Genomic DNA, 17394 nt, shown 5'->3' with positions numbered 1-17394 from the left:
GAAATGTCGATCCGTTTGCATCAGTAGCACCATCAGCCGGAGAAAGCCGCAACGGCCTTTTCTGTTCCTTGACAGGCGAGGGACAGCTCATATGAGGGCGCTCGCCGGCCATTGCCAGCAAGCCCTGCGCCAAAAAGCATCGAAAAAATGCGAAATGCTTCTTTGCAAAGCCGAAACGGGTTTGCTATAGGCTGCCCCACTCACGCAAGAGCCTCTGTTCCCCGGTAGCTCAGTGGTAGAGCAACCGGCTGTTAACCGGTTGGTCGCTGGTTCGAATCCGGCCCGGGGAGCCAACATCTACGCTGCGGTGCGATGCGGCCGCGGACCTATTCAATTTCCCTGTAGGATCATGCGCTTCGCTCCAGCCGGCGCGATGGGGAAGAAAGTTGTGGCCAACCTTCGCGCAAGCATCGACGCGATGTTCTGGTTATAACTAACGCTTCGAGTTGGATACCGGACCTCGACCTATGCCTTTCCTGCTGCGCCTATCGAGATTCAGGAATGAGCCGCTATCGACCACGCCCCTGAGTACAATATGACGAAGGGAACATCACGATCCCGACGGATCCCGATGCCGCAACGCGTCGACAATGATCTTGAACGCAGGAAGGTTTTGGCGGCGGCTCGGATAATAGAGAAAATAGCCATCGAAGAAGGGTGACCAGTCGTCGAGGACCTTCACCAGCAATCCTGAGACGACGTGCCGCTCCACGATGTTCTCGGGAACATAGGCGATGCCATAGCCACTCACTGCAGCGTCGATCATGGCGTAGGAGTTGTTGAAGGTAAGTTGACCGTCCACACGGACACGCAGCGCCTGTCCATCCTTCTCGAACTCCCATGCGTACAGACCACCGGCGGTTTCGTGACGCATGTTGATGCAGACGTGCCGGACCAGATCCTGCGGATGCACAGGCACGCTGTGCGCCGCGAAGTATCGCGGCGAAGCCACGGCGACTAAGCGCCAGTCCGGGCCGATGCGGACCGCGATCATGTCTTTCTCGACGCTCTCTCCAAGCCGGACACCGGCATCAAAACCTTCCTCGACAATGTTGCGGAAGGTGCTGTCCAGGATCAGTTCGACGCCGATGTCGGGATAGCCGCTGAGGACCGGCTTAAGCTTCGGCCAGACGACGCTTTCGAGCGCGTGGTCGGACAGGGTCAACCTGATCGAGCCTGACGGCTTTTCGCGGAGCGCCATCAGCGCTGTGATCTCGTCTTCGATTTCACCAATGCGCGGGGTGATCGTCTGTAGCAGCCTTTCGCCCGCAAAGGTCGTCGCGACATTACGCGTCGTGCGGGTCAGAAGGCGTATGCCCATGCGTGTTTCGAGCTGCTTGATCGTGTGACTGAGCGTCGATTGCGCGACGCCGAGCTTTGCCGCCGCCTTGGTGAAGCTGCGCTCTTCTGCGACAGCCTGAAACCACGTCAATTGGTTGAGATCGGTTCTGGCCATGAAGTTTCTCTCTCCGTCGCTTGCAGCGGATTATTCGATATAGTCGATAGGTTCATGCCGATTTATATGGGTAATCGCTTTATGGCAAAACCATTAGGTTTGCACTGCAACAATGCATTACCGCGATGTCGGTGATTTGGATGACATGGATGTCGCAAAATGCGGCCGAGGCCGCCGGCAAGCCTGATGGTCGCGGCGATCCAGGCTTCGATCCTTCTGGGCGCGGTAGTCGGAGGGGTGCTGCTGTATGGTCTGACGATCTCCGCGATCTTCATCGGCAGCTTGGTTCTGGCCGGCTTCGCAATCGCGCTGATCGGCAACGGTCGGCGTCTGCTCAAACTCGAAGAGGACTGGCCAAAGTGGCGAGTGGTTCAATTCCAACCCAAACTTACAGGAGATCGGAAATGCCTTTGAATACCCCTGATACGAAAATACCAGCGCGTGAAATCCACCGGCGGGAGCTTTTGAAGCTGACCGGCTCCGGCATCGCCGCCTTCAGTGGGGCGTCACTCTTCAACTTTCCCTTCGCAAAGGCTCAAGACATGTCAAACGGTGCAAACAATTTCTATACAAGCGGTCAGGTGACGCTGGAGAAAGTGACCTTCAAAAGCCAATACCAGATGAATATTGCGGGAAATCTGCTCGTTCCCAAGAACCTCGACCGCAATGCACGTCATCCGGCCATCGTCGTCGGCCATCCAATGGGCGCGGTGAAAGAGCAAAGCGCGACCCTCTATGCCACCAAGATGGCCGAGCAGGGCTTCATCGCCATGGCGATCGACCTGCCATTCTGGGGCGAGAGCGAGGGCGAAGCCCGACAGATCGTTTCACCGGATGTCTACGCCGAGGCGTTCAGCGCGGCGGTGGACTTCCTCGGGACACACGCGTTCGTGGACCGCAACCGCATTGGCGCGATTGGTGTCTGCGGCAGCGGCAGCCTCGTCATCAGCGCCGCCAAGATCGACCCGCGCATGCGCGCCATCGCCACGGTCAGCATGTATGACATGGGCGCGGCGAACCGAAACGCACTCAATCACTCGCTAAGCGTCGAGCAACGGAAGCAGATCATCGCAGCGGCCGCCGAACAGCGCTACTCCGAATTCGAAGGCGGCCAAGTCCAGTATACGGGCGGCACTGATCTCGAACTGACCGCGTCGACGCATCCCATCCAGCGCGAGTTCTACGATTTCTATCGGACACCCCGCGGAGAGTTTACCCCGGCGGGTGTCTCCGACCAGATAACGACTAAGCCGACGCTGACCAGCAACGTCAAATTCATGAACTTCTACCCGTTCAATGACATCGAGACGATCTCGCCGCGCCCAATGCTGTTCATCAGCGGCGATCAGGCGCATTCGAGGGAATTCAGCGAGGAAGCCTACAGACTGGCAGCCGAGCCCAAGGAACTGGTTTGGGTCCAGGGCGCCGGTCACGTCGATCTCTACGACCGTGTGGACCTGATTCCGTTCGACAGGCTTACCAGCTTCTTCAATCAGCACCTCTCCGCGTGACTGACGAGATGGAGCCTGTGTTTGCTGGGGCGGGCTCCATCTGCCTAGAAAACGGAGGAATGACCCGTGCTGAAATCACTGCTGAGCGCTGGCGCTATTGCATTTGGAATGGTTGGACCCAGGATGGCTCAAGAACGTATTGGCATTTCATCAGACTGGGGCGAGGTCACGGCCGATCTTGCCGATAACGAAGCCGCAAAATCTCTTGCTCAGATGTTGCCGCTTGCCATTGAGATGAGCGACCACCTTCGCCAGGAAGAAGACCGGCAAATCTACCGGTTCCATTTCCGGAACAGACACGGCAGCGCGACTTCTCGGTCGGCACGCTCGGGCTGTGGAGTTCCGATCATTTCGTGATCTACTATCGGAATGGTCGCGTCCCGTCGTCCGGCATCGTTGTGCTCGGGAAGGTCGCCGGCGATGTTTCGATCTTTGATCGTCCCGGTTCCGTCACGGTGAGAATTGAACGTGCTGGCTGAGGCGTGTGCAGCGCGGTGGCATCACGGGAAACAGCGGCATGAGCCGGGTGCGGATTTCGACAGCGCCTGCCCCTGCGGTCACAGACGCCACGACCGGCATGGAGCACCTCCTTGCCACCGCGGCGACCCGCTCCCTGATTTCCCTCGTGATCGTACTGATCCCCAGGCCGCGTTCAACACTGCCGCGCGATACCGTCCCTAGCCGACCTTCACGAGCAATCCTCCTCGGCCCGCCGGCAACGAGTAGCGCCTCAGTGCGATCACGGTCACGTTTCGTTTCCTGTGCGCTTGCGGCGAATCCTGGCGTCGTCCGATTGCGAACTCGTAGTTCTCAGCTTCATCTTTCATTTGCCGGACGACATTGCCAGTCGCAAGGCCGCCCTGCCCTGGAAAGCCGCCTGCCCTAGATTGGACAGCGGCGCGGCAATGTTCCCAATGTAGGCCGCCCAAGCCAACCTGAATGACCGGAATTACGGAATTACGGTGACACTTTTGCGGCGGCATTCAGGGCGTTTCCGCCGCAAATCTCAAATGCGCGTTTTTTAGCCTTCCCTGACCGGCAGCGCCTTTTCACCGGAATTGACCGCCCTATTTCGCCTCGACAGGTGGGTGGCTGCTTGCTGGACGAGTCCCTTGCGGCGAGTACGGCATGTGCTTCGAGGTACCCCCACATGAACTTCCACGATCGGCACCTATTGAGGTTGCGGGTGAACGGAGAGGATCACAGCCTTTCCGATCTCGATCCCCGCGTCACGCTGCTCGACCTGCTGCGCGAGCGGCTTCATCTGACCGGAACGAAAAAGGGATGCAATTTCGGCGAGTGCGGCGCCTGCACCGTGCATCTCGACGAACGGCGTGTGAATGCCTGCATGATACTTGCCGTGTCCTGCGAGGGACGCGAGGTCACGACGATCGAAGGGCTGGCAGACGGCGACGCGCTTCATCCCTTGCAGCAGGCGTTCATCGATCATGATGGTTTCCAGTGCGGATTCTGCACGCCCGGCCAGGTGATGTCGGCGGCGGCGCTGATCGAGGAGGGACATACCGGCTCCGATGCCGAGATCCGCGAATGGATGAGCGGCAATCTGTGCCGCTGCTCCGCCTATCCGCAAATCGCCGAGGCGGTGCGCGCGGCGGCCGGGAGGGTGAGCCAATGACCCCATTCGTCTACGCGCGCGCCGATAGCCTGGGCGACACGATCGCGGCCGGTGCCGCGCCGGACAGCGCCTTTCTCGCCGGCGGCACCGAATTGCTCAATTGGCTGCGCCTTGGAATTGCCGGGCCGGCGCGGATCATCGATATCTCCCGCCTCGATGGGCTGGATCAGATCGAGGCACTGCCAGGCGGCGGCTTGACGATCGGGGCGCTGATGCATCTCAACGATGTCGCGCAGCATGCGCTGGTGATGCGCGATTATCCGGTGTTGAGCCAGGCGATCCTCAACGCAGCGTCGCCGCAGCTGAGAAACCTCGCAACGATAGGCGGCAATCTGCTGCAGAAGACGCGCTGCGCCTATTTCCGTGCCGAAGAGCAGCTGCCATGCAACAAGCGTCAGCTCGGCTCCGGGTGCTCCGCATTGCATGGCATCAACGACAATCACGCGATATTCGGCTGGACCGAGGATTGCGTCGCCACCCAGCCATCCGACCCGGCCGTGGCGCTGGCAGCACTTGATGCGGTCATCGTCACCGCGCACCGCAGCGGCGGCCGGCGCATTCCGGCAGCCGAATTCCACCTGCTTCCCGATACGCGGCCCGAGGCGGACAATGTGTTGCAGCAAGGCGAACTGATCACGGCAATCGAGCTGCCGGCAGCGGCACCGCGATCGGCTTACCTCAAGGTGCGCGAGCGCGAATCCTACGAATACGCCATCGTCTCCGCCGCCGCTGTGCTGGAGATGGACGGCCAAACTATCCGTCGGGCGGCCCTGGCGTTGGGGTCCGTCGCGCTGCGGCCGTGGCGGCTGAGCGCCGCCGAGGAGCAGCTCGCCGGTGCCGAAATCGGCGATCGCGAGGCGTTGAGCACCGCTATCGAGCAATCCTTCGCCGAAGCGCGTCCCTTGTCGCAGAACGCCTACAAGATCGAACTGGCCAAGACCGCCGCTTTGCGGGCGATCGAAAGAGCAGCGAGGATGCCGTCATGATGATCAGCCAGCCTGTTGCCCGCCCTGACGGAGGCGCCAAGGTGACCGGCCGCGCCCGCTATGCGGCCGACTATTTCGCCCCCGACCTGCTCTATGCGGTACTCGTGACCGCGCCCGTTCCGGCCGGCCGCGTGACGTCGATCATGGTCGACGACGCGCTCGCCGAGAAGGGCGTCGTGCGTGTGCTCACGCATGAGGACATGCCAAAATTCGGCCGGTTCGCATCGCCGAGGGCCGAGCCCGATACGCAGATGCAGCAGGCCGAAGGCCCGCCGGCCGCGCAGAGCTTCATGCCCATGCAGGGCGACGAGATACGTCACGAGGGTCAGCCGCTTGCCATTGTGCTGGGCGAGACGCTGGAGGCGGCGGAGGCCGGCGCCCGCCGCGTCGCATTGCGCTACGAGTTCGCCGAGCCGGAATTGCCGGCACCGCCGGAGTGGACCGCCATCGACAAGGCTGCGGTCGTGCCGAGGGAGAGCGGCTTCCTGTTCCTGGAGCCGACGTTTACGAAGGGCGAGGTCGACCGCGGGCTTAGCGACGCCGCCGCCACGGTCGAAGCCGTCTATTTGCAGCCGTCGCGCCATCACAACGCCATGGAGCCCTCGGCGACACTCGCTGAGTGGAATGACGGAGAGCTGACGCTGCACGATGCCACGCAGCACGTCTACGGTGTCCGCCAGGTGCTTGCCGCCCGCATGAATGTCCCGGCCGAGAAGGTCCGCGTGATTTCCCGCCATACCGGCGGCGGCTTCGGCGGCAAGGGTTGGATCTGGCCGCATCAGGTGCTGGCCGCCGCCGCTGCGCGCATCATGCAGCGCCCGGTCAGGCTGGCGCTAAGCCGCGCCAACGCCTATTCCTGTCTCGGCTATCAGCCGCGCATGGCGCAGAAGATCGTGCTGGCGGCGGACAGCTCGGGCAAGCTGACCGCCGTGCAACAGGACGTGATCAACCTGACCACCGTGAGCGACGATTTCGTCGAGTTCGCCACCGAAGCCTCGAAGGGTCTCTACGCCACGCCGGCGATGCGTCTCAGCCAGCGCGTCGAGCGCGCGAACGTCGCCATGCCGACGGCGCTGCGCGCGCCGGTCGAGGGTCCAGGCACCTGGGCCCTCGAAAGCGCGATGGACGAGCTCGCCCACCGCCTGGGCGTCGATCCGCTCGACCTGCGTCTGATCAACCATGCGGACACGGATCCGGCCACCGGCCAGCCCTGGTCATCGAAGAAGCTGCGCGAGGCCTATGAGGAAGGCGCCCGCCTGTTCGGCTGGCGCGAGCGCCCGCGCAAGCCGCAACGCGACGGCGATTGGCTGATCGGCTACGGCATGGCGACCTGTACCATGGGTTGTTTCCGCCACCCGACGCCTGCAGCCGAGGTCAGGCTGCACAGGGACGGCACGGTGCTCATCCGCACCGGCACGCAGGACATAGGGACCGGAACACTCACCATCTTTCCGCAGATCGCAGCCGACGTGCTGGGCCTGCCGATGGAGAAGATCGAGTTGGAAATGGGCGATACGCAGCTGCCGGAGGCGGGACCGACCTATGGCTCGTCATCGACCATGGGGGTGGGCGCGGCGGTGCTTGCCGCCGCCGAAGATGCGCGTTCGCAGCTTGCCCGTCTTGCCAATCTGCTGCCGGACGAGGTGGAGATGCAGGACGGCAAGATTCGCCGCAGGGGCGCTGCCGGCGGTCAGACGATCGCCGATGTGATGAGCCATACCGACATCGGCGAGATCGTCGGCTCCGGCTCGTTCGATCCGGCGCAGCATGGCAAAGGCCTCGCCATGCGCACTTTCGGCGCGATTTTCATGGAGGTCGGCGTCGATCCGGGGCTCGGCCTGCTCAGGCTCCGTCGCGCCGTCGGCAGCTACAGCGCCGGGCGCATCGTCAATCCCCGCACCGCACGCAGCCAGATGACGGGCGGCATCATCTGGGGCTGGGGCATGGCGGCCATGGAGCAGAGCAGGCACGAACCGGTGCTTGGGCGGTTCCTGTCGAAGAACCTTTCCGGGGTCGCCATTCCGGTCAACGCCGACATTCCCGGCGACATCATAATCCACTTCGTCGATGAGGTGGACGAGCATGCCAGCCCGATCGGCGGCAAAGGCATCGGCGAACTCGGCGCCACCGGCGTTGCCGCTGCTGTTGCCAACGCCGCCTTCGACGCCACAGGCAAGCGGATCCGGGAGTTGCCGATCACGCCGGAAAAACTGCTGTCGAAGGATCGGCCCGCGGAAGCGTCTGCTCGACCAGGTTGACGTAATAGCGCATCACCGTCGGCACGACCTCGTCGTTGAAAACGTAGCGGTCGCCATGCAGGCCTTTGCCCGGGCCAGCCTCGCCGGCGCCGATCCAGGCATAGCAGCCGCCGGCGTCGCGGATCATGAAAGCGAAATCCTCGCAGCCGAGACTGGGGCTGAACTCGGTCAAGACATTCTCCCGGCCGACGACGGGAGCGGCGGCCTCGACGGCGCGGGCCGTCGCATCCGCCGTATTGATCAGCGGCGGATAGCCCTTCCTGTAGTCGAGCCTGGCCTTGAGCGAATGCGCGGCGGCAATACCTTGTGCGATCTCGCCGATCAGCCTCTCGCAATGGTCGGAAAGGCCGTGCTCGAAGAAGCGGCAGGTGCCTTGCAGCCAGACCTTGCCCGGCACGATGTTGCCGACATTGCCGCCATGGATCTGCGTGATGCTGACGACAAGCGCGCTCTGCGGGTCGACCGAGCGGCTGACGATGCGCTGGACGGCTTGCACGAAGGCGCTGGCGGCCAGGATCGGGTCGTCGCCGAGCTGCGGCATCGCGGCATGCGCGCCAAGACCCTCGAAGGTCAGCTCGAAATTATCGACGGCCGCCATTTGCGGCCCGACGCGGGCGGCGATCGTCCCCAGCCTGATGCCCGGCCAGTTGTGGACCGCATAGACCGCTTCGACCCGAAAGCGCTTGAACAGGCCGTCCTCGATCATGCGCATGCTGCCGCCCTCGTTTTCCTCGGCCGGCTGGAAGATGAAAGTGACGGCGCCGTCGAAGGCGCGCGATTGACTGAGCAGTTTGGCGGCGCCGAGCAGCATGGCGGTGTGGCCGTCATGGCCACAGGCGTGCATCACGCCCTCTCTCCTCGAAGCATAGGGCAAGCCGGTTTTCTCCAGCACCGGAAGCGCGTCGAGCTCGGCGCGAAGGCCGATGGCGCGTGCGCCGCCACCGCTGCGCAGGACACCGACGACGCCGGTGCCGCCGATCCCCTCATGCACCTCGTCGACGCCGAAAGAGCGCAGTTTCTCTGCAACGAAACGGGCCGTTTCGTATTCATTGAATGCGAGCTCCGGATTGGCATGGAGATGGTGCCGCCAGCCTATAACCTCTGGTGTCAGCGCAGCGACGGGGTCATTATGCAACATGATGCCTCCTTTCCGCCGACAAAAAGCGGCTTGGTTTGCCAGCCATAGAAGGCCCGGCGAGAGGCGTCTTGAACCGGATTGACCATGGCAAGGACAAACGAAGCGGCAGAGACCGGGAAATACTGGCGCCATCCGTGTTTTCCCGACCTGGGCCTGCTCGAGGCGCGCTTCACCCGGCACCGCTACGACCTGCACACGCACCCGACCTATGTGATCGCCCTGATCACCTCTGGCTGCGAGCGCATTCGCATCGGCCGCAAAAGCGTTCTCGCTCCGGCAGGCACCATTGCCGTCGTCAATCCCGAGGAGTGGCATGACGGCGAACGCGGGGCGGATGAAGGCTGGGCCTACCGGACGTTTTATCCTTCGGTGCCGCTGATGAGCGCGCTTGCCCGCGAACTCGGCCGCGACGGCGCTCCGGTGTTTTCGCGCGCGACGATCGAAGACAGCAGTCTCGCCGCAGCATTGACGGCAGCGCACCAGGACTCGACATCCCCGGACACGATAACGGCCGAGACATCCCTGCTCGTGGCGCTGCGACGGCTGATCGTTCGCCATGGCGATTCGAGCGGACAGGCCGAAGAGATCGAAAGCTCCGGATCACAGCGAAGATTTTCGATCTACCGCGATCTTGTCGAAAGCGAGCTTGGCTCACGGCTCGATCTCAAGCGGCTTGCCGGCGCGGCTGGCGTGACCCGGTTCCAGGTCATCCGCGACTTCAACAAGGCAATTGGCCTGACGCCGGCGGCCTATATCCGCGACCGGCGATTGCGCCGGGCGAGCACGCTGATCGAACAGGGATTTGGCCTTGCCGACGCCGCCATCGCGGCCGGTTTCGCCGACCAGAGCCATCTGTCCCGTACATTCCGGGCCATGCATGGCATGACGCCAGGCATGTTCAGAAAAGCGGGATAAACGCTGCTGGACAGGACAAGCTTGCGCGCCAATGCCCGCTGCGCAATGCTGGCGCAGCTCGGGGGGAATCATGCGAAAAATCTTGGTATCGACGCTGCTCGCTGCTGCACTGTTTGCAAACAACGCTCAGGCGCTCGATGCCAGCGGCACGCCGGTTGTCGTGACCCCGCTTGCCTCTCGCACCGAGACCGCGTCCGGCCAGCCGATCACGCTGCCGCAGAAGAACGTCCAGGTCCTGGTCTCGGCCTATCAGATCGCGCCGGGCGCGACCTTGCCGGTCCACAAGCATCCGTTTCCGCGCTATGCCTATGTCGAGGCCGGCACGCTTCAGGTCACCAATGTCGAGACCGGCAAGAGCAACACCTATCAAACAGGTGATTTCATCATCGAGATGATCGGGCAATGGCATCAGGCGACCAATGTCGGCGCCGACCCGGTCAAGCTGCTGGTCATCGACCAGGTCGAAGAAGGCACCAAGAACACGGTGTTGCGCCAGTAGCTGCCAGGTCTGAGAACGGCGTCCGGGGCGGATCCAGCACAGCGCGTAACAGACGTCAGAACGCGAACCCCTCCGGCAAATTGTGATTCCAATAGCCTTCCTCGACAAGTTCACTTATGCGCCAGCCCTCGGACGTGCGTACGACGCGGTCTCGATACCAAAGCCCCTGGAAGAAGACCTGCCTTTTGCCTTCGCCGAGGTCTACCACCATCGGGCATGAACAATGCACGCGCGCGCTGGCCTCGTCCCCTCGGAGATCCAGAAGGATTGTCGAAATGGCGTGCTGCGAGATCAATATCTTGGAAAGGGCGCCTTTCATGTAAGCAACATGCTCATCCACACCGCTCCTGATTCCACCTGTTACAGTGTCGTCAAGCAAGGCATCGGGTGTGAATATTTTGCGATAGGCTTCCCAGTCGCGATCGTCCACCGCATAGCAATAGCGAACAAGCAGCTGTTCGATCTCAAGCCTATCGGAAACCTCCTGCAATGAAAGGGTCATGTCCTGTCTCCGCGGTTGGCGGCACTAATGCCGCATGCGCCAAGCCTGCCCCGACATTTCGATCAATATTCACGTTGCCGATGCTCCGAGCAACCTCGCCGCGCGACTGGGCATGCGCAAACCCGAACACTCATTTGGCCTCCGCCTTTACCCGGCCGGCAGCGGCGGCCAGCACGGCGCGATCCCCCTCTTCGTACAAGCGGCGGATGGAGATTGCCTTGACGCGCCAACCTTCCGGCGTCCGCACCAGCCGGTGGAGGTAGCTGCCACCGACCGTCCAGAACCGCCCGCCGATCCAGTGGGTTGCGCGGACATGGCTGCGTGCGACCGCGTCATTGCCCGCGCCCTCGACGGTGATGTTGGTGATGAGGTGCTGGGTGGCGTCGAAGCCCGGCAGCAGCCCTTGCCACTGCGCGATCAACGCGTCGCGGCCGCTAGTCGTGACCTTGCCGCCGAAGAGGCTGGTGTAGTCGGTCGTGACACGGGCTGCGAGATAGGATCTGACCCGGTTCCATTCACGCAGATCGGCATAGAGGCCGATCCCGGCAATCGCCTCGGCGATTGCGATCCTGTCTTTGACCGTCAGCGCATCTCCCGGAGCGCTCGAGGCGGGCGCCGAGACGGCGGAAATCATCGCAGCGGAAACCGCCGAGGCCAGGACATGCCGGCGCGTGACGAGGCTCATTGTCCCGCCTCCCCCGCACTGCCCAGCGTCGCGCGGAAGTGCGCGGCGACGGCATCGCTTGCGGCCTCCACCGGCGCGGCACGATCGTAGAAATCGAATTGGGTGACGTTGTCGAGCCACAGCTCCCGCCTGGAACTGTTCAGCCGCGTGTAGAATTTGTGCGCCCCCTTCGGAATGGCAGCCGCCTCGCTGTGCACCATCAAAAAAGGCTGGCGCAGGCGCGGAGCAGCCTGGATGGCGTCGAACGTCAGCCAGCCGCGCCAGAACGCCGGATCGGCCTCGTTGCGCCAGGCCGGGATCATGCCGCGATCGGGTTCGGTGTAGTAAGGCACCTTGAACATGATCGCGCGCTCGTCGGTCAGGCTCGCGGCCGGAAGGAATGCCTGTCTGCCGGTGCGGCGATATTCCGCCTCTGCCGCATCGCTCGTGGCTTCAAGCCTGGCGACGCCATGCCTGCCGCCATAGGCCTGCTCGACCACTTCGGCATCCTGTAACCAGGGCGCAACGAGGGCGACCGATTTGATCGCCGCGTTTTCGGCGGCGGCGGTGACCATATAGCCGGAGCTGGCGCAAATGCCGAGCCCGCCGATGCGGTCCTGATCGGCTTCGGGCCGGCTCGAGAGATAGGCGACCGCCGCTTCGATGTCGGCGATCTTGGCCCTAGGATCCTCGTACTGGCGGCGTAGGCCGCCGCTTTCGCCCCAACCGCGAAAATCGAAGGTCAAGGCGACGAAGCCACGATCGGCCATCTCGCGGGCGTAGCGGGCCGGCATCTGTTCCTTCACCGTCATCCAGGCGCCGGTCACGACCAGCGCCGGCCGAGGTTTTGCCGCGTCCATATCCTCCGGCAGATAGAGCTCGCCGACAAGCTGCTCACCATGCGAGGAGAATGTGACGTGCTCGACGCGCGGTGCGGCGACGGCATTGGTGACGGCAAGCGCGGCGGTGGTTGCTACGGCAAGTGTCAGGGTTTTAAACATCGCAAGTCTCCTTTGGCTTGGAGTGAGAAGCGCTGCGCGTTGCGAGAAAGACCGCCGTCTCAGCGCTCGCCAGCCAGTCGGCCGGGCAGCGGCTTCAGCGGGTAATGCGCCCAGTAGAAAGCGTCCGACTGGTACATGTCGGTCAAAAAATTCTGTGCCTCGGCGATCTTGCCGTCCTTGATGCGGAACATCAGCGCGTAGAACTGGTCGATCTCGGGACCTGAGCCGACATTCGACCAGCCGCGATGGACGTCGACAACGAGGTCGCCTTGCGCCTGGAAGAAGATCGGCTCGGCCTTGAACTTGCCATCGGCCAGGCCGCGGAAGAAGGCGACCACCTCGTCCGGCCCGCGCTTGTCGCCGGCGAGCGGATGATGGCCGGGAATGCGCCACACGATATCAGGCGCGAGGAAGGGCCGCACGGCCTCGGGATTACCGGTCGCGTAAGCTGCGTAATAGCCTTTGATGAGCTGGATATTGCGGTCTTCCAGTGGCCCGCTGTGCGCCGGGGCGGCAGACACCGCCAGAAGAGTGCCGGCGGCGAGTAAAGCAAGCCTGGTCATCGGTCCTGTCTCCTTGCCTGTTCGAGCCGTTCCCAACACCGAGGCCCGTTCGTCAGACCCAACATGACGCCTTTCGTTCGCCGGAAAAACCGGTAGAATTCGATAGGGCTATTTGGAAAATCCTTACAATGCGCCTCGACCAGTTCAGCGGCATCGTCGCCTTCATCAAAGTCGCCGAGGCCAAAAGCTTCACCCGCGCCGCCGCCGAGCTCGGCGTCGCTCCGGCCTCGTTAAGCGAGGCGATCAAGGGGCTCGAGGAGCGCCTGGGGGTGCGGCTGCTCAACCGGACGACCCGCAGCGTTGGCTTGACCGAAGCTGGCGCTGAATACCTCGACCACGTGCGCCCGGCAGCCGAAGATATCTGGGCGGCTGGCGCGGCACTGCGCGAAGCTCGCGACCGTCCCGCCGGCACGCTGCGCCTCAGCCTGCCGTGGATCGCCGCGCCGCTGCTGATAGAGCCACTGATGCGGCCGTTCATGGATGCTTATCCCGAAGTGCGGCTTAGTCTAATTTTCGACGACAGCTTCGTCGACATCGCCGCCGAGGGCTTCGATGCCGGCCTGCGCATCGGCGAGCTTCTCGAGAAAGACATGATCGGCGCGCGTCTGGGCGGGCCACTGCAGATGGTCGTGGTGGGCAGCCCCGATTATCTGGCGCGCAAAGGCACACCGAAGCGGCCGGCCGACCTCGCCGCCCATCGCTGCATCGCATTCGCCCTCACCCGCACGCGCGCGATTTCGCCCTGGGAGTTCACCGTGGATGGACGCGAAGTCGCATTCACGCCGGACGCATGTCTGGTCGTGAACACACTTCCGCTGTGCATTACCGCCGCCGCGCAAGGGCTGGGCCTCGCCTTCGCGGTCGAGGGCCTCGCCGCGCCGCTTCTCGCCTCAGGCGCGCTGGTCAAGGTGCTGGAGCCTTTCTGTCCCGCTTACGAGCCGCTCCACCTCTATTATCCGAGCCGCCGCCTCGTACCGCCGAAGCTGCGGGCCTTCATCGACTTCGTCCGCGCGAACGCTCACGAGTTGCGGATCTGACGTGCCGTTGCGAAAAGCGAGCCCCGTTCAGCCCCAGGCGCCGACAATCTGCCTGGTGGTTGCGTTGAGCCGGTTGAATGCGTTGATCAGGGCAATCTGGACGACCAGGGCGGCAAGCGCATTTTCGTCATAGTGCCGGGCGGCCTCGTCCCAGACTGCATCCGGCACCGGATCCGGCCGATCGGCCAACCGGGTTGCCGCCTCGGTCAGTGCCAGCGCGGCGCGTTCGGCGTCGGTGAAGTAGGGTGTCTCCCGCCATGCGGACACGGCAAAGATGCGCTCGTCCTTTTCGCCGGCCTTCTTCAATTCGCGCGCATGCATATCGACGCAGAGGCTGCATCCGTTGATCTGGCTGACGCGTAAATGGACGAGCTTGCGCGTCACATAGGACAGGTCGGCCGTCTCCGTCGACTTGTCCAGCGCGAGCAGTGCCTGCAAGGCGCCGGGAATGAGCATCACCGGGTTTTTCAACCGTGCTTGCATGGTGGTCTCCTTAGGCGTGTTTCTGCCGGCCGCACATTTAGCTTTCGGTCGGCTGTGCTGTTAATCAATCAATAACTCGCTGGCTATGAATCGACATATAGCTGAACGGTTATGGATGTGTCAAGCGGCAAAATTGGAGCACCGCCGGCCGCCCTGTCGCGTGTTGAGCCAACAGTTCCGGCTTTCATCGCACCATGCCCGATGCTACCGCTGGGCAGCTGAAATCATCGACGGATCGCCTATGATCGAGACCGAACGCCCTCGCCTGCCGCTGATCGAGATCTGCGTCGAAGGCATAGACGGCCTGCTGGCCGCGCAAGCCGCCGGCGCCGACCGTGTCGAGCTCTGTGCCAGCCTGATCGAGGGCGGCATCACACCGAGCTTCGGCACGGTGCGCACGGCGCTCGAGCTGGCGACGATCCCCTTCCACGTCATCGTGCGGCCGCGCGGCGGCGATTTTCTCTATGGCGAAGCCGAATATCGTTCGATGCTCGCCGATGTCGGCGCGCTTGCCGAGCTCGGCGTCGCCGGTGTCGTCGTCGGTTGCCTCACTGCCGACGGCACCATCGACGAACAGCGCATGAGCGAATTGGTTAAGGCGGCGGGAAGCTTGAACGTCACCTGCCACCGCGCTTTCGACATGACCCGCGATCCGACAGAGGCGCTGGAAGCGCTGATCCGCTGCAAGGTCGGCCGCGTGCTGACCAGCGGCCAGCGCGACACGGCGCTCGAGGGCGCTGACCTGCTCGCCGATCTTGTCAGGCAGGCCGGCGACCGCATCATCATCCTCGGCTGCGGCGGGCTTGATCCCGAGAACATCGGCAAGGTGCGGAGGAAAACCGGGTTGAGCGAAATGCACTTCGCCGCGCTCAAGGACGTGCAGAGTGCCATGCGTTACCGCAACCCGAAAGTCGGCATGGGCGGCACCGACCTCGACCGCGAATACCGCAACACCATGACCGACGAGGCGCTGGTGGCGGCGACCATCGCAGCCGCCCGGCTGTGATCCTGGAAGATCGAACAACATGATCGAAGTGCGTTTGCCGATCGAACGGGTTTCGCCGCGTGATGAGTCCGCAATCCTCGCGCTCAACAACGAGCATGCCGCCGAATTGTCGTGGCTCGAACCCGAGCGCCTGTCCTTCCTGCTCGCCGAAGCGTTTTACACGCGCCGCATCGGTACGCTCGAAGCCTTCATCATGACCTTCGACCAGGACGCCAGCTACGACAGCCCGAACTTCCTGTGGTTTCGCCAGCGTTACCCGCGGTTCGTCTATGTCGATCGCGTCGTGGTCGCCGCCGCAGCGCGCGGGCGCGGCCATGCCCGCCGGCTGTACGAGGATCTGTTCGAGCAGGCGTCACGCGCGGGCCAGGCGATCGTCACCTGCGAAGTCAATGCCGAGCCACCCAATCCGGCTTCGGACGCCTTCCATGCCGCACTCGGCTTTGCGGAAGTGGGCGACGCGGTAATCCACGGCGGCAGGAAAGTCGTGCGGTATTATGCAAGACGGATCGCCGGCTGAACGGCGGGCGCCGTTCGCCCTACCAATTGCGGTTCAGCCAGGAGCGGGCCGGCTTTTCGATGATGTAGTAGCTGCACAGCGCGCAAGCGAACGCCGCCGTAAGCATCAACCACGGCGAACTGCCTTTTATGTCGACGAATTGATAAAAGGGCTGCTGCCAAAGATAGAGCGAATACGACCACAGCCCCAGCATCGTCATCGGCAGGGACGATAGAAACCCGGTCAGATACCGGCTGCCGAAGTCGAGCGAATTGACGGCGAGTGCCAGCAGCGGCACCGCGACCAGATAATGGATCGGGGTTGGCACGGCAGCCATGAAAAGGAGCACAGCCAGTACTGAGGCCGCCAGGGCGACATGTGGCCCCTTGAACAGCGCCGGCAGCCTGTCGTCGGCCTTGAGCAGGCATATCACCGCCGACAGCAGGATCGAGGCGATGTGCACGTCGGTGCGCCAATAGGTGCCCTCGTAGCCTATTGCGAGCACCCAGTAGGAGATGGCGCCGTTTGCCATGGCCAGCACCGACAATGCACCGAGCAACGTGATGACCCGGGACCGCCCCGAGACGACGACGCTGATCAGCGCCAGGATGATATAGGCGTGCTCTTCGACGCAGAGCGACCAGATATGGTCGAGCGCGCCGGCGCGGGTGACGAGAATTCCGGCATAGTTGTAGGTGAACGTCAGCGCCGTCAGCGCCGCCTTCCACTTGAAGGCGATGAATGTGCCGGACAGGGCAACCATCGCGGCGACGACAAAAATCAGCAGTGCCGGGTAGATGCGGGAGAACCGGCGCTTGAAGAATTTCTTCAGCGGATAGTATTCGACAAACAGGATCTCGGCCATCAGCCGGCCGCTGAGCACGAAGAAGAATTCGACGCCCAGGACGCCGAGATTGATGCCGGGAACGGGGAAGAAATGGCCGATCAGCACCAGCGCGATCGACAGGCCGCGCCAGCCGTCGAGATAGGCAAGCCTGGTTCTTGCCGAGCTATCGGCGACAGGCCTGGACACGACAAGACGCGTCGCGGAGATGTCCGTCATGCCGGTCCCTTCATTGAACCTGCGAAAGGTGGGCTGGAGGCCGCATTCCTCCAGCTATATTGCAGCGCACCAGAGCTTTGTGCAAGTGCGAGATAACGACACGCCCGAAGTACGGGGGCGGACCGAAAGGGGCTGTCACGTCCGTTCCCCGAAACCAACGGTCGACAGTCTCAGGCGTTG

The 17394-nt window shown here is 63.0% G+C and carries 20 protein-coding genes and 1 tRNA gene; 13 read left to right on the top strand and 8 right to left on the bottom strand.

Annotated elements, in window-relative coordinates:
- Positions 1–218 precede the first annotated feature (218 nt).
- Positions 219–293, top strand: a tRNA-Asn gene (locus tag NKH93_RS14895).
- A gap of 257 nt (positions 294–550) precedes the next feature.
- Here the strand turns inward: NKH93_RS14895 and NKH93_RS14890 are convergent.
- Complete coding sequence (locus NKH93_RS14890; protein ID WP_352970734.1) at positions 551–1456, bottom strand: LysR family transcriptional regulator; 906 nt, start codon at positions 1454–1456, stop codon at positions 551–553.
- 186 nt (positions 1457–1642) lie between these two features.
- Between NKH93_RS14890 and NKH93_RS14885 the strand changes: the two genes are divergently transcribed.
- From NKH93_RS14885 to NKH93_RS14855, 7 genes are all read left to right on the top strand, one after another.
- Positions 1643–1870 (top strand): hypothetical protein, encoded by a 228-nt coding sequence (locus tag NKH93_RS14885; RefSeq protein WP_352470377.1) that lies wholly within the window; start codon positions 1643–1645, stop codon positions 1868–1870.
- Between the two features lie 50 nt (positions 1871–1920).
- Positions 1921–2967 carry an alpha/beta hydrolase gene (locus NKH93_RS14880; RefSeq protein ID WP_352970730.1) on the top strand — a complete coding sequence of 349 codons (1047 nt, stop codon included), beginning with the start codon at positions 1921–1923 and terminating at the stop codon, positions 2965–2967.
- 66 nt (positions 2968–3033) lie between these two features.
- Positions 3034–3324 carry a cyclophilin-like fold protein gene (locus tag NKH93_RS14875; RefSeq protein WP_352766809.1) on the top strand — a complete coding sequence of 97 codons (291 nt, stop codon included), beginning with the start codon at positions 3034–3036 and terminating at the stop codon, positions 3322–3324.
- Positions 3300–3446 (top strand): hypothetical protein, encoded by a 147-nt coding sequence (locus NKH93_RS14870; protein ID WP_352766966.1) that lies wholly within the window; start codon positions 3300–3302, stop codon positions 3444–3446. The genes NKH93_RS14875 and NKH93_RS14870 overlap by 25 nt, the downstream gene beginning before the upstream one ends.
- 671 nt (positions 3447–4117) lie before the next feature.
- Positions 4118–4603 (top strand): (2Fe-2S)-binding protein, encoded by a 486-nt coding sequence (locus NKH93_RS14865; protein WP_352970728.1) that lies wholly within the window; start codon positions 4118–4120, stop codon positions 4601–4603.
- Positions 4600–5589, top strand: a complete 990-nt coding sequence (locus tag NKH93_RS14860; RefSeq protein WP_352766811.1) for an FAD binding domain-containing protein — start codon at positions 4600–4602, stop codon at positions 5587–5589. Before NKH93_RS14865 ends, NKH93_RS14860 begins: the two co-directional genes overlap by 4 nt.
- Positions 5586–7847 carry a xanthine dehydrogenase family protein molybdopterin-binding subunit gene (locus tag NKH93_RS14855; protein ID WP_352970726.1) on the top strand — a complete coding sequence of 754 codons (2262 nt, stop codon included), beginning with the start codon at positions 5586–5588 and terminating at the stop codon, positions 7845–7847. The genes NKH93_RS14860 and NKH93_RS14855 overlap by 4 nt, the downstream gene beginning before the upstream one ends.
- On the opposite strand, the gene NKH93_RS14850 is transcribed toward NKH93_RS14855, so the two are convergent.
- Positions 7786–8985, bottom strand: coding sequence for an amidohydrolase (locus NKH93_RS14850; RefSeq protein WP_352970724.1), 1200 nt, complete (start codon positions 8983–8985; stop codon positions 7786–7788). The two genes, NKH93_RS14855 and NKH93_RS14850, sit on opposite strands and share 62 nt — an antisense overlap.
- 84 nt (positions 8986–9069) lie before the next feature.
- Here NKH93_RS14850 and NKH93_RS14845 point away from each other — a divergent pair, with 84 nt between their 5' ends.
- Both NKH93_RS14845 and NKH93_RS14840 read left to right on the top strand, forming a co-directional pair.
- Entirely contained in the window at positions 9070–9900 is an 831-nt protein-coding gene (locus tag NKH93_RS14845) for an AraC family transcriptional regulator (RefSeq protein WP_352970722.1), read from the top strand.
- Between the two features lie 70 nt (positions 9901–9970).
- Positions 9971–10399 carry a cupin domain-containing protein gene (locus NKH93_RS14840; protein WP_352906968.1) on the top strand — a complete coding sequence of 143 codons (429 nt, stop codon included), beginning with the start codon at positions 9971–9973 and terminating at the stop codon, positions 10397–10399.
- A 55-nt stretch (positions 10400–10454) separates the two neighbouring features.
- Here the strand turns inward: NKH93_RS14840 and NKH93_RS14835 are convergent, their stop codons facing one another.
- The 4 genes from NKH93_RS14835 to NKH93_RS14820 form a co-directional block, all read right to left on the bottom strand.
- Positions 10455–10901, bottom strand: a complete 447-nt coding sequence (locus NKH93_RS14835; RefSeq protein WP_352539721.1) for a nuclear transport factor 2 family protein — start codon at positions 10899–10901, stop codon at positions 10455–10457.
- A 130-nt stretch (positions 10902–11031) separates the two neighbouring features.
- Positions 11032–11586, bottom strand: a complete 555-nt coding sequence (locus tag NKH93_RS14830) for a nuclear transport factor 2 family protein (protein WP_352539717.1) — start codon at positions 11584–11586, stop codon at positions 11032–11034.
- Positions 11583–12566 (bottom strand): alpha/beta hydrolase, encoded by a 984-nt coding sequence (locus NKH93_RS14825; RefSeq protein ID WP_352614022.1) that lies wholly within the window; start codon positions 12564–12566, stop codon positions 11583–11585. The genes NKH93_RS14830 and NKH93_RS14825 overlap by 4 nt, the downstream gene beginning before the upstream one ends.
- Before the next feature lie 59 nt (positions 12567–12625).
- Positions 12626–13129, bottom strand: a complete 504-nt coding sequence (locus NKH93_RS14820) for a nuclear transport factor 2 family protein (protein WP_352614021.1) — start codon at positions 13127–13129, stop codon at positions 12626–12628.
- 128 nt (positions 13130–13257) lie between these two features.
- Here NKH93_RS14820 and NKH93_RS14815 point away from each other — a divergent pair, with 128 nt between their 5' ends.
- The gene (locus NKH93_RS14815) at positions 13258–14166 is read left to right on the top strand and encodes a LysR family transcriptional regulator (RefSeq protein WP_352970719.1); all 909 of its coding nucleotides are present in this window, start codon (positions 13258–13260) and stop codon (positions 14164–14166) included.
- A gap of 27 nt (positions 14167–14193) precedes the next feature.
- Here the strand turns inward: NKH93_RS14815 and NKH93_RS14810 are convergent, their stop codons facing one another.
- Complete coding sequence (locus NKH93_RS14810; protein ID WP_352970717.1) at positions 14194–14649, bottom strand: carboxymuconolactone decarboxylase family protein; 456 nt, start codon at positions 14647–14649, stop codon at positions 14194–14196.
- A 241-nt stretch (positions 14650–14890) separates the two neighbouring features.
- Between NKH93_RS14810 and NKH93_RS14805 the strand changes: the two genes are divergently transcribed.
- Both NKH93_RS14805 and NKH93_RS14800 read left to right on the top strand, forming a co-directional pair.
- Positions 14891–15655 carry a copper homeostasis protein CutC gene (locus NKH93_RS14805; RefSeq protein ID WP_352970715.1) on the top strand — a complete coding sequence of 255 codons (765 nt, stop codon included), beginning with the start codon at positions 14891–14893 and terminating at the stop codon, positions 15653–15655.
- A gap of 19 nt (positions 15656–15674) precedes the next feature.
- Entirely contained in the window at positions 15675–16172 is a 498-nt protein-coding gene (locus NKH93_RS14800) for a GNAT family N-acetyltransferase (RefSeq protein ID WP_352970713.1), read from the top strand.
- A 19-nt stretch (positions 16173–16191) separates the two neighbouring features.
- Here NKH93_RS14800 and NKH93_RS14795 read toward each other — a convergent pair whose 3' ends face one another.
- Positions 16192–17214, bottom strand: a complete 1023-nt coding sequence (locus NKH93_RS14795) for an acyltransferase family protein (RefSeq protein WP_352970711.1) — start codon at positions 17212–17214, stop codon at positions 16192–16194.
- Between the last annotated feature and the right edge of the window lie 180 nt (positions 17215–17394).

The sequence above is a fragment of the Mesorhizobium sp. M0954 genome, assembly GCF_040319155.1.
Taxonomy (GTDB): Bacteria; Pseudomonadota; Alphaproteobacteria; order Rhizobiales; family Rhizobiaceae; genus Mesorhizobium.
This window is presented reverse-complemented; position numbering and strand designations above follow the sequence as displayed.